Below are 25370 nucleotides of genomic sequence, written 5' to 3' on the forward strand. Positions count from 1 at the left end.
ACCCTCCGTTAATACGCGACCGAGGGCAACCACGTGGCCAGTTGTGGCCAGAGGAAGACAAAGAACAGACCGGTCAGTTGCAGGATCACAAATGGAATGATGCCTTTGTAGATATCGGTCAACTTGATCTCAGGCGGGCAGACCCCTTTCAGGTAGAATAGCGCAAAACCAACAGGCGGTGTCAGGAATGACGTCTGCAAAGTCACCGCGACAAGGATCACGAACCACACCAGCGCGGGCTCATCGATGACACCAAAGCCGTCGATATCCAGACCCAACCCATTCACAATGGGGCGCATCAGGGGCAGGACGATCAGTGTGATCTCGATCCAGTCCAGCACAAAGCCCAGCAGGAAAACGATGAATAGGATCATAAAGACGGTGCCATTGGGGCCAAGCCCAGTACCGTGGATCATATCCTCGATCAGCGCATCACCACCCAGTTCGCGCAAGACATACGAGAACACGGTCGCACCCAGAAAGATCGCAAAGATATAGGCGGTGGTGTTGAATGTGGCTTTCAGCACATTCACCAGTTTCGCCAGCGTCAGCTTGCGATAGCCAAGCGCCAGCAGCGTGGCCCCCAGCGCGCCCACGCCCGAGGCTTCGGTCGGAGTAGTCAGGCCTGCGAAGATCGAGCCCAGAACGGCGAGGATCAGCGCCAGCGTCGGTAGAACGGCGATCAGCACATCCTTGACGGCAGCCCAGTCGGGGCGCTTTGCACCTTCGGGCACCGGGGCCACGTCGCGTTTGATCAGGGCGATGACAAAGATGTAGGTCAAGTACAGCGCGCCAATGATCACACCGGGAAAGACGGCCGCCATGAACAGATCCCCAACCGACAGCGCCATTTGATCGGCCATGATTACCAGCATAATCGATGGTGGGATCAAGATGCCCAGAGTACCCGAAGCGCTGACCACACCAGCGGCCAAAGAGGGGCTGTATTTCTGCTCCATCATCGAGGGCAGAGACAGCACGCCCAGCAGCACCACCGAGGCTCCGATAATGCCAGTTGAGGCGGCCAGGATGATACCGATCATTGTCACCGTGATCGCCAGACCGCCGCGTACCGTGCCGAACAGGCGCTGCATTGAGGACATCAGCCGCTCGGCCACACCGGATTCGTCCAGCATCAGGCCCATGAAGATGAACATTGGCAAGGCCACCAGAACCGCGTTGGACATGGTGGCATAGACCCGGTTCACCACCGCGCCCAGCGTCAAATAATCCAGACCGGTCAGAGTTTCCTCAAGCCCGGTCCAGTTCATCATGCCGTTGTCGAACAAATAGGCCAGTCCACAATAGGCCACCCCGACCCCGGCCAGCGTCCACGCCACCGGGAAACCGGTGAAGAGCAGCGCGATAAAGGTCAGGAACATGGCGATGACCAGCTTTTCCTCAGTCGTTTCAACGAGGAAAGTCAGCGCGGTCGCCACCACGGCAAAGCCCAGCAAAGCCCAGATAATCAGGCGCAGACCCTTGCCCTGACGCTCTTCATCCAAATTCATGAACAGGGCATGGATGTCATGGATCAGCCGAGCACCCGCCGCCAGAGCCAGCAGAATGAAACTGGCCGGGATCACGCCTTTCAGGGCCCAACGTGCGGGCAGACCTGTGGGGCTGTCCGAGGATTCGTTGACCCTCCAGCTTTCGTAGAAATAGTCATACCCCTGATCGATCATCAGATAGATGAATGGCACAAGCAGGGTGAAGATTCCGATGATCTCAATGATCCGCCGCGCGCGCTGGCTGAGCTGCATATGCAGCAGGTCGACCCGCACATGGCTGTCGGTGACCAAGGCATACGAGATGCCAACCATGGTCACCAGCCCGTAGAAATGCCACTGAATTTCATCCAGTTTGGGGTAGTTCTGGTTCAGCAGATAGCGCATCGCCACTTGCGAAACGATGGCCGCGACCAGTAGCAGATTGGCCCACATGACCACATGGCCCACCGCCTTGACGCCATTGTCGATGGTAACGGCTAGTTGCTGGCGATCGGGCTCGCCATGCTCAAGGATGCTTTCATAGACTTCAATCGGGTCGTCCTGATGACGCTGTTTATCGGCCATTGTCTCCTCCTCAAGAGTTTGGCGGTGGGGACGTGAATGCGCCCGGAATGATTGTGAAAATGGAGAAAATCAGTGCTGTCCGAGGACGGCGGAAGGAAGCCGCCCCCGGACAATCGCAAGTGACTAATTTACTTGCGAGGGAGGAATGCGTTCTCTTTCCAGACCGCATAACCGTCGCGGAACTCGGTCATGTCGGCCAGAACCTTGGCGAAGAATTCGTCATTGGCGGCCTGTTCAGCGGCCACTTCTTCCCAAGTCGCCCGGAAGGTCGACAGCATTTCATCATTCCACTGCTTGATCTGGACGCCGTTGTTTTCAACGTTATCCAGCAGGGCTGCGTGTTGGATTGCCTCACCTTCGGCGAAGCTGTCGGCCATCGAGGCCTTGCATGCGTTTTCGATGATCGCCTTGTGCTGATCGCTGGCTTCGTTCCAGACGTCCTTGTTGATCATCAGCTCGAAGACGGTCGCTTGCTGGTGCCAGCCGGGGAAGTAGTTGTACTTGACCAGCTTGTGGAAGCCGAGACGCGCGTCGATCGCAGGCATCGAGAATTCGGTCGCGTCAATCGCGCCTTTTTCCAGCGCCGGGAAGATCTCGCCGCCAGGCAGCAGCGACGTGGCCACACCCAGCTTCTGCATCACTTCACCGCCCAGACCAAAGAAGCGCATCTTTAGGCCGTTCAGGTCTTCAGGGCTGTTGATCTCATTCGCGAACCAGCCCGAAGTTTCGGGGGCGATGATCGCGCAGGGGATGACATGGACGTTGAAACCCGCCTGATCATACATCTCCTGATACAGGCTCATGCCATTGCCGTAATACAGCCACGCCATGTATTCGCCCGCCTCAGGACCAAACGGAACGGCCGAGAACAGCGGCGCGGCGGGAATTTTGCCCGCCCAGTAACCGGCGGTGGTGTAGCCCGAGTTGATCTTGCCAGAAGACACCGCATCCAGAATTTCAAAGGGCGGGACCAGCTTGCCGGGCTCATACACCTTCATCTTCAGCGTGCCGCCGGACATCAGGTCCAGCTGCTCGGCCACGCGCGGGATCGGCGAGCCGAGGCCCGGCAGAGCGGTCGAAAACGCGATCGGTGTTTTCAGAAGCATCTTGTCTGCGGCATGGGCAACCGGAGCTGCCAGCAGTGAGGCCGCAACGGCGAGCGATGTTAGGGTGGTCTTCATGATTTCTCCTCCAAGGTAAAGATCAGCCAACGATCTGGCTGCAGCTTTTGCCGTGTGAACGGCCTGGGTGGTAAATATTATTGACCACACTATTCAGTCAACAACTTTATTTACCACTTTATGTGAAGCGATTTGGCTGAGCACTAGACAGAGGGCGGGCATTTTCAAAGGATAAATTCAGCGGAATTTTCTGTAATCTATTCTTAACAAATAGTTACGTGAAAATATGGCATCCGTATTTTTGGGTAGAACTCCTTGCAATACTGAGGCAAAGTGGTAAACTTTATAAACAACTCATTCACACACCACATCAACCCTCGGACAAGTATTATGAGCGAAAACAGTCTTTTTGACCCTGTAGGTCACGAATCAATTGCTGACGCCGTTGTTGCTCAGATCGAGACCATGATTGTGGACGGCATCTTGAAAGAGGGTCGAAAAATCCCCTCTGAAAGAGAACTCGCAGAAGCACTAGGCGTATCGCGACCGAAATTGCGCGAAGCGCTTCAAACCCTCGAAAATCGCGGACTGGTGACGGTGCGCCATGGTGAAGGCACGTTTATCGCAGCGCTTACTGGTCGGGCGATGTCCCCTGCCCTGCTGTCGCTATATGCGCGCCATGGCACTGCATTCTACGACTATCTTGAATATCGGCGCGAACAAGAGGCCTTTGCCAGTCGCCTGGCAGCGCAGCGGGCAACGCAATCAGACAAGGAGCGTATCGCGGAAATCATCGAGGATATGCAGAAAGCATGGGAAAATGACGATCAGGATGCCAGTGAAGAGGCTGATATCCGGCTCCATGCCGCCGTTGCCGATGCGAGCCAGAACACGACGCTGATCCATATGATGGCATCGATTTATGACCTCACCCGCCAGGGTGTGTTCTATAACCGCCGATTTCTGCGCATGATGGATGGCACCGGAGAGGTGCTTCTCGAGCAACACAAAGAAATCGCGCAGGCCATCATCGACGGTGACCCAGACCGCGCCGAAGCAGCCGCCCGACGCCATATGGATTTTGTCGAGTCGTCTTTCCGTATCGGTCAGGAACAGCAGGCCCGCGAAATCCGAGCGGCAAAACGGCGGCAGTTTTCGACCTGAGGCATCGAGGGGAAAGTCACGGCAACCAATGAACCTCGGAAAGTCGCCACAAGCTCAGGATGCTGAGTCTTGACTTTGCTCACTCAACTGGCTCGCGTCTAAGACATTTTTTCAAGTCTGCTTCCAAAGCTTCAAGATCTACCCCGTTTGCGGTCGATTCGACCGAAGCGCCTCCGGCACGCCCCTTTAGACCGAGATCTTCCAGCAAAGTATCCCAATCTGGAACATCGCGTTTCAATGATGCGCGCAATAGCACCTCGATCTTCCGAATGTACCACAGCGTTAAGGAGGTCACTCGAACACTAGGCGGGGTATCTTTGGTCACATGAGCAGCGATAGCGGTACTTGCACATGCCATTGACTCCGACGCGATATAGAACGCCTGCGCCGCGCTGTTCGGATTCACGTATTTTGCACCCTCATTGATCAAGGCCCCACCAGCAAGAACCAATGCCAGGTCTTTCCCTGAAATCGAAGCCGCACTTCCCAGCGCTGCACCACCGGCAACCGTGATCAGTGCCGCCGCGGTCAGATCCCGATTACGGGCTGCTTCATCGCCCAGCCGCTTGTAGGCATCAGAAAGCTGAAGGGCATAATACGCGGTGCGAATGGGATCGCGATCCAGCAAAACGCTGCTGGATTGAAATGTTTCAGGAGGTGATTTGAAGGCACCCCCAACAGTTATCGCGTGCTTAACTTCATCGCCGGATGTATTCGCCAATATGGCCTGTTCAGCATTGAAGGCTCTGTTTTCGTAAGCACAGCCGGAGATCAGAGCCAGCGGCACCAAGGCCAGCATCAGGCGGTTGAAAGCAGATTTCATCAAATTTCCCCAAGAATACGCGCTATTGAATATAGCCAAACCATACAATCATGGGGTGTTTTGGGCAAATTTGGCCAATATGTCCCGATCAGAGCGTTACCTAAACAAAAGGCATCACCGTTTTTCACAGAGAGCGCGCGTCCTATAAATCCCGGATCCAGAATTGTAGCGGTTTCAAAGTCTCGCCATCATTGCCCCGGTCTTTCCACGAGAATTGCGCCACGACGCCAGGCAGAGGCTCATATCCGCGCGCGCGCCAAAAACCGTCCAATGGGCGATAATGATCGGGCCGCATGGGATGGTCATCAGGGCGTACTACGCTGCAAAACGTGCACTTGGTAAAACCCAATGCACGAGCTTGGGCTTCTCGTTGATCAAAGAACGCATGACCCACACCTTGTCCGCGATATTGCGGCAGCAGAACAGATTCCGCGCAATAGAATATATCGCTTAGCCTCAGGCCAGAGCCTTCAAAAGCAGCGGCGAAATCCTCTGCGTGATCCTCAAGGGGGGCTCCGGTCGAAGCACCAACCAATGTGTCTGCGTCAAACGCCCCAACGACAATTGCCCTGTCACTATCTATGTAAGACTGCAGGTATTTGCGCTCATACTCCAAATCACCATCATAGAGATAGGGCCAGGCGTGAAATACATTGATCCGCAGGCGCGCCACATCGTCCAACGCATCAACCAACGCCGATCCGGTGAGCGCGCGAACCTGCGCCACCTCAGCCATTCGAAACCTGTTTGGTCCAGTCAGCAAGATTATAGAATGTGGTTACGCGGGTGATCTTGCCATCCTTGAGGTCAAAGAACGAACCCGCTGGCAGGCGATAGGTTTGACCACGCGCTTCCGGAAGGCCCTCGTCAGTCTCCAGATAGGTGCCGTTGACGATGAATTCGGCGGCAGCTCGGGCGCCACCTTCGGCCTCGAAAACCACGATATCGGTCAGGTTTTCACGGTAGCAGCGGTTCATATGCGCGCAGAAGGCCGCAAATTTCTCTTTGCCCACGCGGATTTGCCCTTCGTTCACGTGGTGGGCCACATCATCGGACAGACAGGCCAGCATGCCCTCCACATCACCCGTATTGAAGGCATCGAAATAGGTTTTGACGGTCGGGTTCATGATCACTCCGTTGGTTCGCCCCAGCGGTCCTTCAGATGCGCGATGATCTGATCGCGGGTTTGTCGATAGTGACGTAGCTTTTCTTCGCGCGTCTCGCCTAATCCAGTAGGGTCCATTATTGGCCAATAATCGACATCCAGGTGAAAAATCCGGGTCAGTTCCAACGCCCGACGTTGGCTTGCTGGCGAAAGTGCGACGATCAAGTCAAATGAGCTGAGGTCATCCCCCCATTCCTCCATTTCGTCGAAGGACCGACTGCGGTGGCGGGACAACTCGACATCAATCTCGTGACAGACCGCGATGCAAAAGCCGTCAATCTCAAGATCGCTATGTACTCCGGCGGATTGGACATATGTGCCGGTGCCATAGAATTTCTTCATGATGCCTTCGGCCATCGGGGACCGAACCGAATTATGGTCGCAACAGAACAGGATCGACTGCGGCAGAGGCGTCACCCGTTAGCCTCCGAAATGCAGCACGCAGATCAGCGTGAAGAGGCGGCGGGCGGTATCTGTATCAACCTCGGCTTTGCCTTCCAGTCGTTCCTGCAACACGCGGCTGCCTTCATTGTGAATACCGCGCCGGGCCATGTCGATGGTTTCGATCTGGCTGGGCGGTAGATTCTTCACCGCGTTGAAATAGCTCTCGCAAATCTGGAAATAGTCTTTGACTACTTGACGGAACGGCCCCAGCGACAAGTGAAACTCGGCCGCTTTTTCGCTGGCCTCAGTTTCGATGTCAAAGACCAGCCGTTTGTCGCGGATCGAAAGTTGTAGATGATAAGGACCATCCGGGATTGCTCGGTCGTCGCGCACTGGCAAGGCGAACGAGTTCTCCTCAAGCAGATCATAGATGGCAACCTTACGCTCTTGCTCAATCTCCGGTGTCGGCGGAGGCAGGTTTCGGTCATCCAGTTCGATATGCGAGATACGGGTCATCTTAACGGTCACAATCCTTGCGTCTGCACAGACCTATAACAATGGATTTCAATGGGCAACGCACAGAAACGCCATGAGGCACAGGTCTTTGCGTCGCATCAGCCGTTCAGCCGTTTCAGACGGGCGGTCACCGAGAGGCCGTGCGCCTCAAGGCTTTCGGATTGGGCCAGCGTTTCAGCAGCCGGACCGATGGCGCGCAAGGCCTCGGTTGTCATCTGACTGAGCGTTGTGCGTTTGAGGAAGTCCATCACGCTGAGGCCCGATGAAAACCGCGCCGAACGCGCCGTCGGCAATACGTGATTGGGTCCACCAACATAGTCGCCAATGGCCTCGGGCGTGTATTGCCCAAGGAAGATCGCACCTGCGTGGATGGTTTTCTGGCTGAGCGCTTCGGGGTCAGCGACGCAGAGTTCAAGGTGTTCGGGAGCGATCCGATTGGACAGCGCTGCGGCTTCGTCCAGATCCCGTACAGTGATGACGGCGCCAAAATCGCGCCAGCTTGCGCCTGCGATCGCGCGGCGCTCCAGCGTCTCAAGACGTTTGTCGACAGCCTGCGCCACGGCCTTACCGAAACCAGCATCATCAGTGATCAGGATGGATTGCGCACTTTCGTCATGTTCTGCTTGGCTGAGTAGATCCAGAGCGATCCAATCGGGATCATTGTTCTTGTCGGCGATCACCAGAATCTCTGACGGTCCCGCGATCATGTCGATGCCAACCTTGCCAAAGACCCGGCGTTTAGCGGCAGCCACAAAGGCATTACCGGGGCCGGTGATCTTGTCTACCGGCGCGATGGTCTCGGTCCCAAATGCAAGTGCGGCAACCGCCTGTGCACCACCGATGCGATAGACCTCATCCACACCAGACAGCTGTGCCGCCAGCAGGACCAGCGGGTTCACTTGCCCATCCGGCGTAGGCACCACTATCGCCAGCCGCTCGACACCCGCCACTTTAGCTGGGATCGCGTTCATCAGCACCGAAGAAGGGTAAGACGCCAACCCGCCCGGCACATAGAGCCCCGCCGCCGAGACCGCAGACCAACGCCAGCCAAGCGTCGCGCCGGCCTCATCCGTCCATTGGTGGTCCTCGGGCATCTGCCTCTCGTGATAAGCCCGAATGCGCGCGGCGGCCAGTTCCAACGCGGCGCGATCCTCGGGCGAGACCTGCGTGATAGCCTCAGCAATTTCTTCTGCCGAAAAGGCCATTGTCTCGGGCGTCAGCTGCAACCGGTCGAATTTCGCCGTCAACTCGATCACAGCCACATCGCCCCGGGCACGCACATCGTCGATGATCTGCGCGACAACCGCATCCACATCGGGGCTGTCCTCACGCTTGGCGGCCAGCAGCGTTTGAAATGCAGGTTCGAATTCGGCGGAGGTCGTGTCGAGGAAAACAGGCATATTGGGAACTCCGAGAGCGTTTAACCGGGTCTTATCGCCGGGACCGGGCGGCCTCAACCCTTAGCCAGAGGAGTGCAACGATTTGCGCATCAGAAATTGCAGGATGCCATGCCATTTGGTTGGGTCCCCGTGTTCTCTCCAACCCTGTTTGCGATAGAACGCAAAGGCCGTTTTGGTGGCGCACAAATGTGCCTCAATGCAGTGTTGCGCGCGCAGTTCATCCTCCAACCGCTGCAGCAGGGCCGCGCCAAGCCCGCGCGCCGCGTGGTCGGGATCCACATATAGCAGCGAAATCTCCGCTTCGGTGCGCAGGCCGCCCACAGCGACAACCTCATCACATATTGTAGTCACCCAAAGCTCGGCCCCGGATTCGATCCAGATGCGGATCGAGGCAGGATCCTTGTTGGCGGTCCACAGCCTCAGTTTTTCGGGGTCATCCAGATGGTCCGCCCCGCATAAATCGCGAATCGAGCGGACCAACACGCGGCTCATGCCAAACACATCGAACACAGTCGCGTGGCGTATCGTGATACCTTGCGGCGGGTTCGGGAACGCCTGTGCAATGCCGCGCTTGTTCTTCACTCTGGGTGATGCGGCGCGTGGCCAGATGGTGCTTTGTAAGGGCGAGTGACATCCTTGAGCGTGACTTCAATAGCCTCAACCGACAGGCGGATCGCACCATCTCCGGCCAGCGTTAGCAAGATTTGGCCCGCGCCATCCTCGCCCGGCTCGAATTCGACAGACAACAAGGACAGGATCATATCCTTATCGCTGCGATCGATGCCCTGACTGGCCACTGACAGGACTGAACCGAACATCAACACGGCCTGCACCCGCTCAAAAGCACGGCCGCGCCGAGCGGCGGCATCCTTGTCTTCCCAACGAAAGCGGTTGAGCAACAGCGCAAAGCGGCGCTGCCCGGGCTGCCAGGTCATCTCGGTAACCGGGAATATCGCATCCTGTGTCAAGGTCGCTATGACCTGAAGGTCATCGGCATCCTCGGCTCCAAGGTTCAGTGGTGCCTCGCGGCCGTCTTTGAAACTCGCGTCTGTCATTGGCCCTTAATCCGTTCAATCTTTGCGCCCACGCCTTCCAGCTTGCGCACCACATGCTCATATCCGCGGTCCAGATGATAGACCCGGCTGACCGTTGTCTCACCCTCCGCCGCCATACCGGCCAGGATCAAAGAGACAGAGGCCCGAAGATCTGTTGCCATCACCGGAGCGCCTTTCAATCGTTCAACACCAGTGACGGTGGCGGTGCCGCCATGCACCTCGATATTTGCACCCATACGAACCAGTTCGGGCGCGTGCATAAAGCGATTCTCGAAAATACGCTCTTCAAGCACCGAGGTGCCTTCGGCTGTGCACATCAACGCCATCATTTGCGCCTGCAGATCGGTCGGAAAACCCGGAAAAGGTTCAGTGACCACATCCACCGAAGTTATACGCCCGTTCTTGCGAATGACTTTCAAGCCCTTCTCGGTCTCGGAAACACTGATCCCCGCCGCGTCCAGTTTGGCCGCAAAGCTTTCAACCAGCGCCATGCGCCCACCCAGCAGCTCGACCTCTCCTCCGCATATGGCCGGAGCCAGCATATAGGTGCCCAGCTCAATCCGGTCAGTCACGACCTGATGGGTTGCGCCATGTAGTCGGTCAACACCCTGAATTTCGATCGTCGAGGTCCCCTCGCCCGAAATCTGAGCTCCCATCTTGCGCAGGCACTCGACCAGATCAACGATCTCGGGCTCGCGCGCGGCGTTCTTCAGCACCGTGGTGCCCTTGGCCAGCGTAGCCGCCATGACGATGTTCTCGGTCGCGCCCACGGAGGCAAAGCGCATCTCATGCACCGCACCCTTCAGCCCACCGGGGGCCTTGGCATGCAGATACCCGTCTTTCAGTTCAATCTCGGCTCCCAGCGCCTCCAACCCTTCGACGTGCAGGTCCATCGGGCGTGCACCGATGGCACATCCACCGGGCAGCGACACAACCGCCTGCCCGAACCGTGCTAGCAAAGGCCCAAGCACCAGATTCGACGCGCGCATCTTCCGCACAATGTCATAATCTGCCACATGGCTGGTCAGGCTGTGGCTGGACATCGCAATCACCTGCCCATCCTGCAGCGCGGACACCTCTGCCCCCAGCGATTGCAGCAGAGCAGTCATTGTCTTGATGTCACTCAGCCGCGGCGCATTGGTCAGCGTCAGCGGTTCTTCGCTGAGCAAAGTCGCAGGCATCAGCGTCAAACACGCGTTTTTCGCCCCCGCAATCGGAATCTGCCCATTCAGCGGGCCGTTTCCCGTCACCAGAATCGAATCCATCTGCTCTTATCCCTCGTCCTTGCCGGCTTTGTCCCCGGAGGCCGCCCGCGCCTTAGCCTGCGCCTTACGCCGCGCCATGTTCGCTTTCAGCGCCGCCTTCAAACGGTCTTCGCGCGTTTCCCCGGATTTACCGTGTTTTTTGGGTGAATTTTTACCTGTCATTGTCTTTCTCTACAGCAGTGGAAAAAAACCGTCCAGACACCCTTGCGCCGCGTTTAGTTTGAGTCTAATCACCCGCCCACAGCGCTGCTGTAGCTCAGAGGTAGAGCACTCCCTTGGTAAGGGAGAGGTCGAGAGTTCAATTCTCTCCAGCAGCACCATTCAATCAACTTAGTTTTGTAGTTGCCCTTGTCCCTAAGGGTTATGCTGTCGCTGTGTCCTGATTTCCAGAATTGAGTTCTGGAGGCGTTCCGAACCTTCGCCGCAAGGCCCTACGTCAGCAGAGCCTGAATTTTGTCGAGTGTCGCAACATTAACAGCGACGCCATCTGTTTTGGCCGCCAAACGCTTTGCCCGGCGACCATCACCGGGCAAATGCGCACCGTCCTGAGAACGGATCGCTTCGACAAGGTCGACAATACTGGACGAAAACGTGTCATCAGAGGTGGCAGAAGCGTCAATTGCGATAAAGAACTGGCCCGTTTTTGGAGGGCCGCCAGCGGTGCCGGAAAAGGGGGAAGCATGTATTCCAAGCGTCGCGCCAGCCAGCGCTGCTGCCAAAACTTCGGTCAGCAGAGCGACACCGACGCCCTTGTAGCCACCTGACGGAGCCATTGATCCTTTGAGCCCGACATTTGGGTCCGTTGTGGGATTTCCGTCCACGTCCAGCGCCCAGCCAACCGGGATCGGCTTGCCTTCGCGGGCGTGTTTCATGACCTCGCTCTTAGCGATTGTGCTGGCGCTCTGGTCAATCAACAAAGCCGGTTGCCCGTCTGTGCCCGGCACGGCGATTGAGAACGGATTGGTGCCTACGACAGGCTTGGACCCTCCTGAAGGCGCGATTGAGGCTGGGGCGTTGGTGAACCCCAGCCCAACCAGACCCGCCTGCGCCAGACGATAGGTGTGATAGCCAAGGACACCGCAATTATAGCTGTTTCGAATTGCAAGCGCGGCGATCCCTTGTTCGCGGGCCGCAGGGATCAAAGCCTCGAATCCGACATCAATCGCCGCATGCGCAAAGCCCGTTGCGGCGTCTACAGTCACGACCCCTGGACGCGGCTGCGCCAGCTCCGGCTTTGCCTGCCCGTCCACCTTGCCGCATTGGACATGTTCGCAATAGATCGGGATATAAGCGAGACCATGGCTGGCAACTCCATCTGCCTCGGTCGCGGCGGTTGCGATTGCCAACGGGCGTGCGTTCTCCTCGCTCGTACCCGCCGCAACCAGCGCCCGGAATGACAGATCCTCGATTTCAGCAAGCGAGAGGGTGCGGGTTTCAACCATATCAATCTCTTTTTCAGTCGTTGTCGGAAAGCCCGGCACCCGCGCCGAGCAAGCGGGATTCTTCGGTTGCCGGGGCGTAGGTGCGATGAGCAAAGCTGTTAATGATTTCCCAACCCTTGGGGTCGGGTGTTGCGCGGGTGTGTAACGCACATGGCGCGGTCAAAGTGCCTCTCAAGGCGACCTCAATCGGGTCCGCGACAGGCGGGCAGACATCTTTAATAACCAGTCGCACACCATCGGTTGCAGCAGAAAAATCCCCCGATTGGACAGTCGCAATCTGACTTTGGACGCGTGCTACCTGCGCTGCAAATGGCAACAATATCATGGGCGACACGAGATGCCTGATCCGGATCGGACCGGAGTGCAGCAGGTGCGCGCAATCCGAAAGCGAAGCCCCGGTCAATAATGGGCACAAATCGCTATCCCCGGCCCAGTCACCCCTTAATTGAGTTGGAACATGCGCCTCGCTGCCATTGGCAAACCCGCGCTTCAGCAGGCTCGACAGTTCCAGTACGCCGTCAAGGCCTTGTGCACACAGCCAGCGCGTCGCCTTTGCGGCTTCTTCAGCGATACCCCATTGGTAGCCTGCACCACGTGCCGCCCGCTTGGCGATGGCTTCAATCTCGTTGAGAGACAAACTCATGTGGTAAGCTCCGGGTATACCCAAAGATCAGCGCAATCGGTACTCAGCTCTTCGGGATAAGGCGCACCGGAATACATGCAGATGCGCACCCAACGGTCCGAGCGGGGATCGAAATGCGTGGCACCAAAAAACGAGAGTTTCGCCCGCAACATGTCGATCGGTAATACACCCGCACTGATCGTATTGTCGCGGATTTCGCCGTAAGGCGCGGTACGGCTCATCTGCGCGCGGCGGATCGTGTGGCGGTGTTCCGGATGGCGCAACAGAAACTCAGCAATAGAGTCGTCATCCGCCCAATCTGATAGCGCCTTATGGGCCAATGCCGCGTCTCGGGCCGGGGCAAGTGGCTGTTCGTATTCGGCAATCGGTTCGTCAAACCGCTCACCCAGGCGGGGTTCAAGCTTTTCTTCGGATACATACCAGGCGCGCGCGCAGTGCTCCGGCGCGTCCCAGTGCAGATCTAATGCCCAGCCAAAGCTATCACGGATCAGATCACGTACTTCGCCAACCGGCATTGCTCCATCAATCACATACGCCCTACTATTGCTGTCAGCCAGGCAGCTGGTCAGCCCGTCAACCAGATCGCCATACGGTTCCAGGATCAGCGAGACCAGCAACTCTTGCCCCTCTTCGCTCAGCGCGTCTTGTGACCAGAAGATCAACCGATTCCATGGATGATTTCGCGTCAAATCAGCCTGATCCAGATAGTCGGATATTGCACCCAGATCAGCGTTCAGCGCTGTCAGTTTCTCGATCTGAATGGGATGCTCAGAGCGCCACCACGAGGTTGACAGTTTGCTGCGCTCGAACACATCGAGAAAGCAGGCAACCTCAGCTTCTGAGGCCGTTTCAACAGACCGGACGCGCGCGATGGCCTCTTCCCGGACCATGATCCAATTGTTGAACAGAACCGGATGATTGACGATGAACGGCGCCATGCCCAACCCGGTTGAATTGCCGATGCCCAGCCACCGCGCGATATCTGGGTCCAGTTTTGCCGTCTGATCCCCACCCTTGGCGCGCGCCATGTGTTGCACCAGATCGCGCACGAATGTTCGCGTCAGATAGACTGATAGCATTTCGGCCTGAAACGGCGCGCTGACTTCATCGCGGTCCGCGATTTTCTCACGGTCCGCTGCGCCGAATTTGCCCGAACCATATACTGCAGTGGTCCGCATCAGATAGCCAACCTTGTAAATCTGTTCGAGGTCGGGTTGCTGACCGGCGGCCAAACGATCCACCACATGCGCCCAAAGGCGAACTGAGCGGTTAGCGCGTGACAGCGACAGCTCGCGCTCACTGACGCGCCCAGCCTCTTGCAGGGGCACATTTTGCGCAAGACGTTCAATATCTTCTGGGCCGGGGACACCATCGAACAGAGCAAAGGTCGCATCCCACGCCTCGGCAATCACCCGATCCGAACGTTTTTCGGGCGGCAGGTCATGAGCGAAAGCAACCAGCGAATAGGCACGTTCCGGGCCTTGAGCCGTGTAAACAGCATGGCCGATGCCTTTTTCGTTAATTTCAAAAACCGGTCGCGTGAAACTCCAGTTCTCAGCAGCCATCCGGCGGGTCAGTTGCCGCATGAAGCTGAGGCGGCATTGATGTAACGACCCCAATCGCGACAAGCGCATCACCATGGCCGGATCGCGGCGCGCGATATGAGGGCCTAGATCAGTCATGCGCCTTGCGGCCCGAAGTTCTCAGCAAAGAACCGGTACCAGTTCCCGCCCATGATCCCTGCGATCTCTTCTGCATTCAAACCCGTTGCGCGCAGCCCGTCCTCAATATTTCCAAAATCACGGTTGTCCTGAAACCAGCCCGGCATCGGCGGGAAACCGGGGGCTGCTGCCGAGCCCTCGCCATAGTCGATCTCTTTGCTCCAGCGCCCCACTCGCATCCATTCGACGACGCTGTCGGGTTGGTCCTGGCACAGGTCGGTACCGATCCCCAGATGCGAGGCGCCGTATTTATCAGCTGTGCGGGCGATCATCTCACAGAAACTCTCCAACGTGCAGTCGGACTTGTCTTTCAGATGATGAGGATAGACCGAAAAGCCGAGCATCCCACCATTTTGTGTAACCGCCTGGATCACCGCATCGCGCTTGTTGCGCAGCGCGGGGCACCATTTGTGCGGATTGGCGTGAGTGATGGCGATGGGACGCTCGGACAGTTCAGCGGCCTCAATAGTCGATCGATCTGCCGAATGGCTCATATCGACGACAAGACCGACGCGGTTCATTTCCTTGATCACCTGCTTGCCCATGCGGGTGATGCCGGTGTCTTCGGCCTCGTAACATCCGGTCGCCAGCAGCGACTGGTTGTTATAGGTCAGCTGCATAAACCGCACGCCCAGATCATGCAGGATCTCGACCAGGCCTATATCATCTTCGATGGGGCTGGGGTTCTGGAACCCAAAGAACACAGCAGTGCGCCCTGTCTCACGCGCTGTGTCAATGTCGCTGGCCCACCGCCCCTTCATGATCAGGTCCGGGTATTGTTCGAACCAGCGGTTCCATTTCTCAAAGTTCAGAACCGTTTCACGGAAGTTTTCATGATAGGCGATGGTGACGTGGATCGCGTCCACGCCGCCTTCGCGCAGTTGGCGGAATATCTTCTCGGACCAGTTGGCATATTGCAGGCCGTCGATCCGCATCAGACTGGACCCGCGCTGATATAAGCGGTTTTGACGGTCGTATAGAATTCTGCCGCTGCCTTGCCCTGTTCGCGCGGGCCATAAGAGCTGTCACCGCGTCCGCCAAAAGGAACGTGATAATCCGTGCCCGCAGTGGGCAGGTTGACGGTGACAACACCAGTCCGCGCGTTGCGGCGGAAGTGAGTGGCGCGGGCCAGCGATTTGGTCACGATGCCCGACGTTAGGCCGAAATTCGTGTCATTCACAACGCTCAGCACCTCGTCATAGCTGACAACCTTGATAACGCTGGTTAACGGCGCGAACATCTCCTCGCGGTTGATGCGCATGTCATTGGTTGTGTTCAGGAATACGCCCGGTGACATATAAAACCCGTCATGCGGCATCTCAAGCCGCAGACCCCCACATGCCAACTCGGCACCTTCGGATTTGCCCAGATCGACATAGGCGAGATTTTCCGTCAGTTGCTGCTGACTGACAACCGGCCCCATCTGAACGCCCTCTTCAAGCGCATGACCGACTTTCATCGCCTGCGCGCCTGCGACCAGCTTTTCGACAAAAGCATCGTGGATACCCGCATGCACCACCAGCCGAGATGAGGCAGTGCATTTCTGTCCGGTACCACCGAAGGCGCCACCCAGTGCCAAACTTACCGCCAAATCCAGATCAGCGTCGTCCATCACGGCCAATGCGTTCTTGGAGCCCATCTCCATCTGCACCTTGGTCAGATTCTGAATGGCGGCAGCGGCAATGCCCTTGCCCACTGGCACGGAACCGGTGAAGGAAATTGCGTTAACTTTCGGGCTTTCGACCAATCGCTGACCGATACTGCTCCCTGACCCCATGACAAGGCTGAACAGACCTTTGGGAATGTCCTGCCGGTCAATAATCTCGGTCAGGGCCACAGCCGAGGCTGGCGTAATGTTCGCAGGTTTCCATACCACCGCGTTCCCGTAACACAGCGCGGGCGCGATCTTCCACGATGCGGTCGCCGTAGGGAAGTTCCATGGGCTGATGATCGCGACCACACCCACCGGTTCACGCCGCACATCCACCTCGATGTCGGGACGCACGGAATCGGCGTTCTCGCCGATCTGGCGCAAGCATTCGGCAGCATAGTAAGTAAAGAACTGACCGGCACGGTAGACCTCACCCTTGCCTTCGGCCAGCGGTTTACCCTCTTCCCGGCTGAGCAATGTGCCCAGTTCTTCGGCGCGTGCCATCAGTTCAGTGCCGATCGCGTTCAGAACCGCTTGCTTGCGTTCCAGCCCATAGGCGGCCCATTCCGCCTGAGCCACACGCGCTTGATCCAGAGTCGCCTCAAGCTGATCGCCACTGGCCTGTGCGAACATTCCAACAAGATCGGTCAGATCCGAGGGGTTTCGATTTTCGATCTCGCTTTCACCCGCCAGCCATTCGCCAGCGATTAGGTTCAGTTTGGTCACGTTGCGCCCCAGAGTCAGAATTTGCCTGTCTCAGGATGGATTCTTGGACACGCATCAGTCAAACTCAAACAACTTAAATAAACTTCAAGGAATCTGAAGCTTGGCCATCAAGATCGAGATGCTGCGTTGTTTCTGTATCGTGGCGCAGACCGGCAATCTGGTTGAGGCCGCTGATCGGCTTGGTCGCACGCAATCCGCTGTGTCAATGACCCTGAAGCAATTGGAAGATCAACTTGACCAGAAACTGTTCGAGGGCGAGCGCAAGAACCGGCTTTCGCCATTGGGCGAACACGTGTTTGAAATCGCGTTGCGGCAAGTGCGGCAGTTTGATCAAGCCGTCCAGAACATCGAAGCAGCAGCGCAGGCCGAACAAGGGCTGGTTCGAATCGCGTCGGTCCCGTCGGTTGGTGCGTTGATCTTCCCACCGCTGCTCAAACATATGACGCGTAGGTTTCCAGGAGTGAAGATCGAGTTGCGCGACTCTGACACGCAGCAGGTTTTGGATGCGATCGCACAAGATCAGGCGGATATCGGCATCGGTTCAGGATACCATGCGTTGAACGGGGTTCGGACTATCCCGCTGTTTCAGGATTCATTCGGGCTGGTCGCAGCGTCGGATCATCCTTTGATCATACGTTCAGACCCGTTGGAAATTGCCGATATTGGCAGCGCCCCTTTTGTGCGAAATACGCTCTGTGATCTGATCCAGACGCCGGCTTTCAAGGCTGTCACCGAAACGGCTGAGATCACAATTCACAATACGCATTCGCTCATTACACTGGTTCGGACCGGAGATTGGATTACCGTTTTGCCGCAAACCGTCGCCGAATTCCTTCCTGAAGCGGTCGCCTATCGCTCGATCGTGGACCTGCCGGATCAGCGACAGGTTTACCTTTATATCCGCGAACGGCCCCGGTTTCGGGACCTGACCGAGCAGTGCAGTACATTCATATTGTCGCGCAGTTTCGCTTAGTGGTGATGCCAGCGCCGTTCAGCCCCCGCGAAGGCGTTGCATCAGGTACACCTCAGCACCTTCTGGGATGGGTTCGGTAAGGCCGCTGGCAATGACCCGGCCGTCGATGGCAATGGAAACGCCCGCATCGATTGGAGCCTGCAGTTGAGGATGCGCCCGAACCAGTTCACGAAGCAGCTCACCGGTGGTTTTGGCTTCTACCACCACCACCTCGCAACCCCCGGTCAAAGACCGGAGGCCGGACCAGAGGCGGACCTCAACCATTGTCCTTCAGCGCGGCCAGAATGCGTGGCGGGGACATCGGCAGCTGCTTCATCCGCACGCCCGCCGCGTTGGACACGGCGTTGGCGATGGCGGCCAAGGGCGGCACGATACCGGTTTCGCCCACGCCCCGCACACCGAATGGGTGGCCGGGGTTTGGAACCTCGACAATCACAGTGTCGATCATCGGCAAATCACTGGCCACCGGGATGCGATAATCGAGGAAGATCGAGTTCTGCAACCGGCCATCTTCGCCATAGATATACTCCTCGTTCAGCGCCCAGCCGATGCCCTGTGCGGCGCCGCCCTGATACTGGCCTTCCACATAAGTCGGGTGGATCGCTTTTCCGGCGTCCTGAATGACGGTGTAACGGATGATACTGGTCTTGCCGGTTTCCGGGTCGACCTCAGAATCGACGATATGGGTGCCGAAGGACACACCTGCACCTTCCGGGGTCGCCTCGAAATGGCCGGAAATCGGCCCCCCGGTCGCGCCCATATTCGCTGTGATATCCGCCAAAGGCAGCGGATCGAAATCACCTGCGTTGGGTCCCGAGGGCACCGCGCAGCCATTTTCCCATTTCACCGCATCTACCGGGATGCCCCACTTGGCTGCTGCGCGTTCGCACAGACGTTCGACCGCATGTTTGGCTGCCTTGATCGTGGCCAGGCCCGAGGCATAGGTCACGCGGCTTCCATGGCTTACATCATTGTAACCCAGCGTTGCGGTATCGGCGACGGTGACGCGTATGTTTTCGTAGGGAATGCCAAGCACTTCGGCCGCCATCAGCGCCATCGACGCACGCGAGCCGCCGATATCCGGCGTTCCAACCATGACCTGCGCCGAGCCGTCTTCGGACAAGGCCAGCGACACGGATGTCTCGCCCCCATGGTTGAACCAGAACCCGCAAGAGATCCCGCGCCCTTGTCCGGGTTTCAGCGGGGCGGAATAGTGCGGGTGCTCTTTGGCCGCTTCAAGCGTTTCAATCAGTCCGATCCGCTCATATGTTGGACCATAGTTGGCCTTGGTCCCTTCATACGCCGCATTCTTTAGGCGTACGTCGATAGGGTCCAGACCCAGCTTATTGCACAGCTCATCCAGCACAGATTCAACCGCAAAAGCACCCATTGGTGCGCCAGGTGCACGGTAGGCGGCCTGTTTTGGGCGGTTGGCCATCACATCATAGCCGACCTGACGCACATTGGTCAGGTTATATGGCGCAAAGGCACACATGGCGGTCATGTCGCCCGGAGCACCGGGGAAGGCACCACCCTGCAGGCGGAAGATGCCCTGAGCCGCCGTGATGGTGCCGTCCTTCTTCATGCCGATTTTGATATCCATCGAGGCGGAAGAGGTCGGACCGGTCGAGCGAAACACCTCAGACCGGCTCATGACCAATTTGACGGGTCGGTTGGCCTTGCGGCTTAACGCCAGCGCGACCGGTTCGATGAACACTGTGGTCTTGCCGCCAAACCCGCCGCCGATTTCAGAGGCCGTCACGCGCAATTGGGCGGTTTCGATCCCCAGAAGCGCGGCGCAGTATTTCTGTGCGTACCAATGGCCTTGTGTCGTGCACCACAGTTCGCCTTTGCCGTCTGCGCCAAGCGATCCCAGACAGGCATGAGGTTCGATATAACCCTGATGCGTGGCTTCGGTCACAAAGCTATCTTCGAGGACCAGATCAGCCTCGGCAAAGCCCGCTTCAACATCGCCATGACCACTTTCATGATAGCGCACGACGTTGGGATGCATCCCTTCCGGCACGGAGTAATCCGCTGCACCTTCACGGATCACAGGTGCGTCCGGCGCCATGGCTTTGTCTACATCGGTGACGTGGGGCAGAACCTCGTATTCAACCTCGATCAGTTTCAGCGCATCGCGCGCTGCCAGGGCAGACGTAGCGGCAACCGCGGCCACCGCATGACCGTCATAGAGCGCCTTTTCCCCCGCCATGACGTTTTCCAGCACATTCCAGAATTCACCTTCAAGGCCGGGCTTGAAGACTGGCTTGTCCGAGAAATCTGCGCGGGTCACAACTGCTTTGACGTCGTTGTGGGCCTCGGCCTTTGACGTATCGATCTTGACGATCCGCGCATGAGCATGGGGTGAACGCAGGACAGCGCCATGAAGCATGCCGGGGGCTGAAATATCCGCGCCGAATTTGGCGCGACCCGTCACCTTATCCAGACCGTCAGGGCGATCCGGACGGGTACCAACAAAATTGAATTCAGATTTGCGATCGTCCAGTGCCATTACGAAGCCTCCCGCATCTCGGCCGCCGTATCCATGACGGCGCGAATGATTTTGTCATAGCCGGTGCAACGGCAGAGGTTTCCTGCCAACCAGTACCGGGTTTCTTCTTCGGTCGGGTTTGGGTTCTTCTCCAATAGCGATTTGGCCGCAACCAGAATGCCCGGGGTGCAGATGCCGCATTGCAGGGCCGCATATTCGACCATCTTTTTCTGCAGCGGATGCAGGACGTCTCCGTCCGCGATCCCTTCGACCGTTTCGATCTGTTTGCCTTCGGCCTCGACCCCCAGCATCAGGCAGGAGCACACCAGTCGGCCATCGACAGTGACCGAGCAGGCCCCGCAATCGCCCGTGCCGCAACCCTCTTTCGCGCCCGTCAGGTTCAGTTTGTCGCGCAAACAATCCAGCAGGGTTTCGCGCGGATCACAGAGGTATTCGACCGCGTCGCCATTTACGGTGGTGGATACGTGGAGCTTGCTCATAAATCTTCTCCCTTCGCGCGGGCATATGCGATTTTCGCGGTACGCTTGGCCAGAACACCGGCCACTTCGGTGCGGAACGCAATGGTTCCGCGCTTATCGTCAATCGGGCTGCAAGCGGCAGAGGCAGCGGCGGCAAGCCTATCCAATGCTGCGTCATCCAGCGTGCTACCAATCAGCGCTTTGGCGCAATCCCCAACCAACAGCACGGTTGGTGCCACAGCCCCCAGCGATACGCGGGCCTCAATTATGGTGTCCCCTTCCAGCCTTAGATTGACGCCAACGCCAACCACCGCGATGTCCATCTCGGTACGCGGGATAAAGCGCAGATAAGCATCACCCGCATTGTCTCCGCGCGCAGGGATGTTGATGGCCGAGATCAGCTCGCCCTTGGCCAGAGACGTTTTGCCGGGGCCGGTCGGGATTTCTTCGACGGCAACCTCGCGATCGCCATCCGGGCCGGTCACGATCACGGTGACACCCGCGGCAACCATCGCCGGAACCGAATCCGCAGCCGGAGAGCCATTGCACAGGTTCCCGGTCAGCGTTGCACGCCCCTGCACCTGTGTCGATCCGATCAGATCCATCGCCTCAACCACGCCGGGCCAGTCGCGGCCAAGCTCGGGATGCTCGCTCATCTCGGCACCGGTCGCGGCGACGCCCAGCGTCCAGCTGCCATCGGCGTTGCGGGTGATGTCACTGACTCCGCCGATATTCTTGATGTCGATCAGCGTATCAGGCGTCACAAGATCCGAGCGCAGCTGCACCAGCACATCGGTGCCGCCTGCCAGAAACCGTGTAATGCCCGTCGCATTCGCGGCCAGAGCCGACGCCTCGGCAAAGCTGGCGGGGCTGTGATAATCCATGAAAATACCTCGCACCTGTTGATCAGGATAGACTGGGGTTCGCCCGGGACGTTAGTGCAGCAAATCGGCGGCGTCCATGGCTGGAACGACCAATTCTTGCGATTCAAAATGTCGTTTTCTTGCGATTGCTCACAGATCGATCTCGATCACCCCGTCAGGCTCAGCCGCGCGGCTCTGGCAAAGGATGATCGCCCCCTCACGCTGCTTGTTGGACAGCACAAAATCTCGATGCTCAATCTTACCTGAAATCACGCCACACTTGCAGACTCCGCATATCCCGTCCGAGCATTTTACGTCCACATGATATCCCGCCTCGTTCAACACTTGCGCCGCGTCCTTGTCGGTCGGGACATTCAGGTCCCGCCCTGACTTTGCCAGACGCAACGTGAATGGATGGTTTTCATATTCGGGCTGTTCGGGGACCGAGAAATATTCCAGATGCCGCGCCTCTTCGGGAAATCCCTGTGCCTCGGCAGCTTGCATCACGCCATCCATGAACCGGTCCGGGCCGCAAGTGTAGACGTGCCAGCCATCCTGATAGCCGTGCAAAATAGCCTCCAAATCAGCACGCGTGCCTTCGTCTGAGAAGTGATAATGCACGTGATCGGCCCAGGGCATCGCCGCCAGATCGTCCAGATATCCAGCGCCTGCACGTGTGCTGGCGGAAAAATGCAATTCAAACGGCCCACCCATCGCATGCAATCGATGGGCGAAGGCAATCATTGGCGTGATACCGATACCACCGCCCATCAAAAAAGTCTTGGTTGCGGTCTCGTCCAATTCAAAATGGTTTATTGGTTTCGAGATGAAGACCTTGCGCCCTTCGTTGAAGATGCGATGCAACAAGGCCGAGCCGCCGCGCCCTTCGTCCTCACGCAGCACGCCGATCTGATATGTGGTGCGATCCGAAGGGTTACCCGACATCGAATATTGCCGCAGGAATTCGGGCGAAACCAGCACATCCAGATGCGCACCGGCGGTCCATTCGGGCAGCGGTGCGCCGTCCAGGGTTGAGAATTCGTACTTGGTGACGTCCGCAGTCATCTTATCGACCTTGGTCAGCTCAACCCGCATGACCGGCGCATCCCCGGCGATCTGATATCGGTGGATAACCGACAAATCGCCAGCGGCTTTGCGCGCTTTGTAGTCATCGGCCGTGACCATCGCTTCGTATGCGGCAATCCCGGCCTCGCGATCCATATTGAATGGGTAAGGCCAAGGATGCGGCGCCAAGGGTGCGGGGTAAACAGCCAGCGTTTGGTCCTCGTATTTCAGATCGAGGTCTTTTTGCAGGTCCCGCCGGTTCAAGGGGTGTTTCGACGGGCGATAGGCGCCGTCAGCCTCCAGCTCGATATCCCACCACCATTTCTTGGTGCCATTCAGACCGCCATTACCCACAGCATCGTCAAGCTTGGCCAAGGCAGGCGCGGCTTGCGGGATGGTCATCGCAGCCCAACGGAATGGGCGTTCTTTGAATAGGCCTTCCAGGTTCCACGGGCAGGTCTTCATGCACCGTCCGCACATCGCGCCTCCGGGCGTGGTGATGCGGTAGGTGGCGCATTTCTGGCTATCGGATTTCCAGATTTCGTAGCCGTTGAACATCAGCTTCGGCCCGGCGGTGATGGCACCCGAAGGACATTCCCGAGCGCATTTGTTGCAGCTTTCGCAAAAGGTCTGCAGACCGAAATCTATGGGCTTGTCATGCGCTATCGGGATGTCGGTGGTTACCACTCCGGATTTCAGGCGCGGGCCGAGATAGGGGTTCAGGATCACCTCTCCGATCCGGCTGACCTCACCCAACCCTGACAGCAATAGCAACGGAGGTTGGAGCACCTCGCCATCCATCACCGTATGCGCCTTGGCCTTGTAACCGAGATTGCGGATTTGCTGCGCGATCACTCCGCCCAGCAGCGAGAACCTTAGATAAGCGCGCATCGATTGGGCCACGCTGATCCAGTCGTCACCGCTGGCACCTTCCATCGTTTCATAGCCCTGATCGATGATCATACTGATGGCCTGATCATGCGGTGGATTGATCTCTTCACCGGTGGCATCGTGGGAATACCAGCTCCACTCGGGGCACCGGCTGAGGCCGACCGCATCGACCCCAAGGAAATAGGTCGCGGCTTTGATATTCGCAGCATTACGGTCTGCATCCGTTGGACATTCAACCGCAGCGCTGTCGCCATCCTGCAGCAGAACAAACGCACCAAGCGCGCGGCGCTGGGCAAAGCTGGGGGCGGATTTGCGCACATAATGCCCGCCCTTGGTCGCATCCTGCAGCGATTTGCCCATATCGCCGAATTGGGCGCGGGCGAACATGTCCGCGCGTTTGGGTACACGGGCGACGTTTTCCTCATCGATATAGGTGGTGGGGTTGTCGACGCGCTTGAGGGTCTCAAACGGATGCGCCCCGTCCACATAGCGCCGCTTGGCATAGGCATCGCGGTTTAGCGCGTTCTTGGCAAAGCCCGCCCCCACCCACCATGCGGGGCCTTGGGTGCGAAACCACGGCTGTTCGGCCATGGGGCGCAAAGGGCGGTCATGCGCAATCTCCATCTCGGTGGTCACAGCAGCCAGCCCAAAGCGTTTGCTCAGCCAAGGAACAACCACAGCCCCATCTTCGACCGAGGCCAACCCGGCCGCAACCGCCAGTTTGCCCAGATCAACCTCGGACGACATCGCCGTATGCGCCCGCGCGTCAAAGCCCAAAAGGCGGATATAGTTGGCAATGACTACTGCATTTTCGGTCGCCAGCAGACATGCGCGATGGTCCTGCGCGTCCACGATCCAATCGGCCCCAGGTTCTGACGGGTCCGGGTCGCGATTGAATTCATATAGAAACACGATCGCATGACGATGGCTGCTCATCGGGCGCGGCGCGGCCTCCATGCTTTCCTTCAGGTCCGCCATGATCACGTCGATGCCCGAGGCCAGCGTTTTGGTCTGGCGGGTTTTCAGCGCATAGGCCAGTCGGTCGATATCCGGATTGTGTCGAGGCTCTGCCAGTATCGCCTCTGCAGGCAATGGCCCGCAGCCCATCATTGAGGCGTCGTTGAAATAACCAAACGCTTTCAGGTGATTGGCGCGATCCACCGGATCAGTTGGGATTTCTGAGGCAACCGGGTTCACGAACCCATCCCGAATGGCATCCATCATCGCCTGAAATTCACCCATCGCGTTGACTATGCTTTCGGGCTGATCCTGTCGATGAAAACTGAGAGATTGCATAGGGGTGACCTGCGCCAATTCGGGTATCCGGTCCCGCCGCGCCAACCGTTCCAGCGGGAATGGTCCCATATGAACGGGTCTGTTCTTGTCCGAGAAAAAGCGGATCCCCATCGCGCGCCTCCTGCTTGCTGCCTTCCCCCCTACCCCGGCATGGACAC

24 protein-coding genes and 1 tRNA gene are annotated in these 25370 nt (G+C 57.8%); 3 read left to right on the forward strand and 22 right to left on the reverse strand.

From position 1 onward, the window contains the following. Window positions 1-8: 8 nt before the first annotated feature. Both ACR0B3_RS20710 and ACR0B3_RS20715 read right to left on the reverse strand, forming a co-directional pair. Window positions 9-2075, reverse strand: coding sequence for a TRAP transporter large permease subunit (locus tag ACR0B3_RS20710; RefSeq protein WP_480810700.1), 2067 nt, complete (start codon window positions 2073-2075; stop codon window positions 9-11). A gap of 128 nt (window positions 2076-2203) precedes the next feature. Beyond that, window positions 2204-3256 carry a TRAP transporter substrate-binding protein gene (locus ACR0B3_RS20715; protein WP_480535483.1) on the reverse strand — a complete coding sequence of 351 codons (1053 nt, stop codon included), beginning with the start codon at window positions 3254-3256 and terminating at the stop codon, window positions 2204-2206. A gap of 330 nt (window positions 3257-3586) precedes the next feature. Between ACR0B3_RS20715 and ACR0B3_RS20720 the strand changes: the two genes are divergently transcribed. Next, the gene (locus ACR0B3_RS20720; protein WP_480810701.1) at window positions 3587-4360 is read left to right on the forward strand and encodes a FadR/GntR family transcriptional regulator; all 774 of its coding nucleotides are present in this window, start codon (window positions 3587-3589) and stop codon (window positions 4358-4360) included. A gap of 79 nt (window positions 4361-4439) precedes the next feature. Here ACR0B3_RS20720 and ACR0B3_RS20725 read toward each other — a convergent pair whose 3' ends face one another. The 10 genes from ACR0B3_RS20725 to ACR0B3_RS20770 all read right to left on the reverse strand — a co-directional run bounded on the left by ACR0B3_RS20725 (window position 4440) and on the right by ACR0B3_RS20770 (window position 11130). Further along, entirely contained in the window at window positions 4440-5231 is a 792-nt protein-coding gene (locus ACR0B3_RS20725; protein WP_480810702.1) for a hypothetical protein, read from the reverse strand. Between the two features lie 94 nt (window positions 5232-5325). Then, complete coding sequence (locus ACR0B3_RS20730; RefSeq protein ID WP_480810703.1) at window positions 5326-5919, reverse strand: GNAT family N-acetyltransferase; 594 nt, start codon at window positions 5917-5919, stop codon at window positions 5326-5328. Then, window positions 5912-6310 carry a ketosteroid isomerase-related protein gene (locus ACR0B3_RS20735; protein ID WP_480810704.1) on the reverse strand — a complete coding sequence of 133 codons (399 nt, stop codon included), beginning with the start codon at window positions 6308-6310 and terminating at the stop codon, window positions 5912-5914. The genes ACR0B3_RS20730 and ACR0B3_RS20735 overlap by 8 nt, the downstream gene beginning before the upstream one ends. A gap of 2 nt (window positions 6311-6312) precedes the next feature. Further along, window positions 6313-6765 carry an arsenate-mycothiol transferase ArsC gene (locus tag ACR0B3_RS20740; RefSeq protein ID WP_480810705.1) on the reverse strand — a complete coding sequence of 151 codons (453 nt, stop codon included), beginning with the start codon at window positions 6763-6765 and terminating at the stop codon, window positions 6313-6315. A gap of 3 nt (window positions 6766-6768) precedes the next feature. Then, window positions 6769-7248, reverse strand: coding sequence for a UPF0262 family protein (locus ACR0B3_RS20745; RefSeq protein WP_480810706.1), 480 nt, complete (start codon window positions 7246-7248; stop codon window positions 6769-6771). 98 nt (window positions 7249-7346) lie between these two features. After that, window positions 7347-8648 (reverse strand): histidinol dehydrogenase, encoded by a 1302-nt coding sequence (gene hisD / locus ACR0B3_RS20750; protein WP_480810707.1) that lies wholly within the window; start codon window positions 8646-8648, stop codon window positions 7347-7349. Between the two features lie 60 nt (window positions 8649-8708). Continuing rightward, a complete protein-coding gene (locus ACR0B3_RS20755; protein ID WP_480810708.1) occupies window positions 8709-9230 on the reverse strand; it encodes a GNAT family N-acetyltransferase in 522 nt (173 codons plus the stop codon). Further along, window positions 9227-9703, reverse strand: coding sequence for a DUF2948 family protein (locus ACR0B3_RS20760; protein WP_480810709.1), 477 nt, complete (start codon window positions 9701-9703; stop codon window positions 9227-9229). Before ACR0B3_RS20760 ends, ACR0B3_RS20755 begins: the two co-directional genes overlap by 4 nt. Then, complete coding sequence (gene murA / locus ACR0B3_RS20765; RefSeq protein ID WP_480810710.1) at window positions 9700-10968, reverse strand: UDP-N-acetylglucosamine 1-carboxyvinyltransferase; 1269 nt, start codon at window positions 10966-10968, stop codon at window positions 9700-9702. The genes ACR0B3_RS20760 and murA overlap by 4 nt, the downstream gene beginning before the upstream one ends. 6 nt (window positions 10969-10974) lie before the next feature. Then, window positions 10975-11130 carry a hypothetical protein gene (locus tag ACR0B3_RS20770; protein WP_170687478.1) on the reverse strand — a complete coding sequence of 52 codons (156 nt, stop codon included), beginning with the start codon at window positions 11128-11130 and terminating at the stop codon, window positions 10975-10977. A gap of 83 nt (window positions 11131-11213) precedes the next feature. On the opposite strand from ACR0B3_RS20770, the gene ACR0B3_RS20775 reads away from it, so the two are divergent. Further along, window positions 11214-11288 (forward strand) — tRNA-Thr (locus tag ACR0B3_RS20775). A 111-nt stretch (window positions 11289-11399) separates the two neighbouring features. Here the strand turns inward: ACR0B3_RS20775 and ACR0B3_RS20780 are convergent. The 5 genes from ACR0B3_RS20780 to ACR0B3_RS20800 are packed head-to-tail and all read right to left on the reverse strand — an operon-like array spanning window position 11400 to window position 17151. After that, window positions 11400-12410 (reverse strand): Ldh family oxidoreductase, encoded by a 1011-nt coding sequence (locus tag ACR0B3_RS20780; protein ID WP_480810711.1) that lies wholly within the window; start codon window positions 12408-12410, stop codon window positions 11400-11402. 13 nt (window positions 12411-12423) lie between these two features. Continuing rightward, window positions 12424-13053: a DUF3726 domain-containing protein gene (locus ACR0B3_RS20785; RefSeq protein ID WP_480810712.1), complete on the reverse strand. Its 630-nt coding sequence runs from the start codon at window positions 13051-13053 to the stop codon at window positions 12424-12426. Next, window positions 13050-14735, reverse strand: coding sequence for a hypothetical protein (locus tag ACR0B3_RS20790; RefSeq protein ID WP_480810713.1), 1686 nt, complete (start codon window positions 14733-14735; stop codon window positions 13050-13052). The genes ACR0B3_RS20785 and ACR0B3_RS20790 overlap by 4 nt, the downstream gene beginning before the upstream one ends. Beyond that, the gene (locus tag ACR0B3_RS20795; protein WP_480810714.1) at window positions 14732-15709 is read right to left on the reverse strand and encodes a membrane dipeptidase; all 978 of its coding nucleotides are present in this window, start codon (window positions 15707-15709) and stop codon (window positions 14732-14734) included. The genes ACR0B3_RS20790 and ACR0B3_RS20795 overlap by 4 nt, the downstream gene beginning before the upstream one ends. Beyond that, on the reverse strand, window positions 15709-17151 hold the full coding sequence (locus ACR0B3_RS20800) for an aldehyde dehydrogenase family protein (protein ID WP_480810715.1): 1443 nt from the start codon (window positions 17149-17151) through the stop codon (window positions 15709-15711). The genes ACR0B3_RS20795 and ACR0B3_RS20800 overlap by 1 nt, the downstream gene beginning before the upstream one ends. Before the next feature lie 100 nt (window positions 17152-17251). Between ACR0B3_RS20800 and ACR0B3_RS20805 the strand changes: the two genes are divergently transcribed. Next, window positions 17252-18124 (forward strand): LysR family transcriptional regulator, encoded by an 873-nt coding sequence (locus ACR0B3_RS20805; RefSeq protein WP_480810716.1) that lies wholly within the window; start codon window positions 17252-17254, stop codon window positions 18122-18124. Between the two features lie 18 nt (window positions 18125-18142). Here the strand turns inward: ACR0B3_RS20805 and ACR0B3_RS20810 are convergent, their stop codons facing one another. The 5 genes from ACR0B3_RS20810 to ACR0B3_RS20830 all read right to left on the reverse strand — a co-directional run bounded on the left by ACR0B3_RS20810 (window position 18143) and on the right by ACR0B3_RS20830 (window position 25323). Continuing rightward, entirely contained in the window at window positions 18143-18388 is a 246-nt protein-coding gene (locus tag ACR0B3_RS20810; RefSeq protein ID WP_480810717.1) for a MoaD/ThiS family protein, read from the reverse strand. Next, on the reverse strand, window positions 18381-20639 hold the full coding sequence (locus tag ACR0B3_RS20815) for a xanthine dehydrogenase family protein molybdopterin-binding subunit (RefSeq protein WP_480810718.1): 2259 nt from the start codon (window positions 20637-20639) through the stop codon (window positions 18381-18383). The genes ACR0B3_RS20810 and ACR0B3_RS20815 overlap by 8 nt, the downstream gene beginning before the upstream one ends. Further along, window positions 20639-21118, reverse strand: a complete 480-nt coding sequence (locus ACR0B3_RS20820; RefSeq protein WP_170687471.1) for a (2Fe-2S)-binding protein — start codon at window positions 21116-21118, stop codon at window positions 20639-20641. Before ACR0B3_RS20820 ends, ACR0B3_RS20815 begins: the two co-directional genes overlap by 1 nt. Next, window positions 21115-21981, reverse strand: a complete 867-nt coding sequence (locus tag ACR0B3_RS20825; RefSeq protein ID WP_480810719.1) for an FAD binding domain-containing protein — start codon at window positions 21979-21981, stop codon at window positions 21115-21117. The genes ACR0B3_RS20820 and ACR0B3_RS20825 overlap by 4 nt, the downstream gene beginning before the upstream one ends. Before the next feature lie 129 nt (window positions 21982-22110). Then, entirely contained in the window at window positions 22111-25323 is a 3213-nt protein-coding gene (locus tag ACR0B3_RS20830; protein WP_480810720.1) for a reductive dehalogenase, read from the reverse strand. Window positions 25324-25370: the final 47 nt, after the last annotated feature.

It is taken from the genome of Ruegeria sp. CE9 (assembly GCF_056537425.1).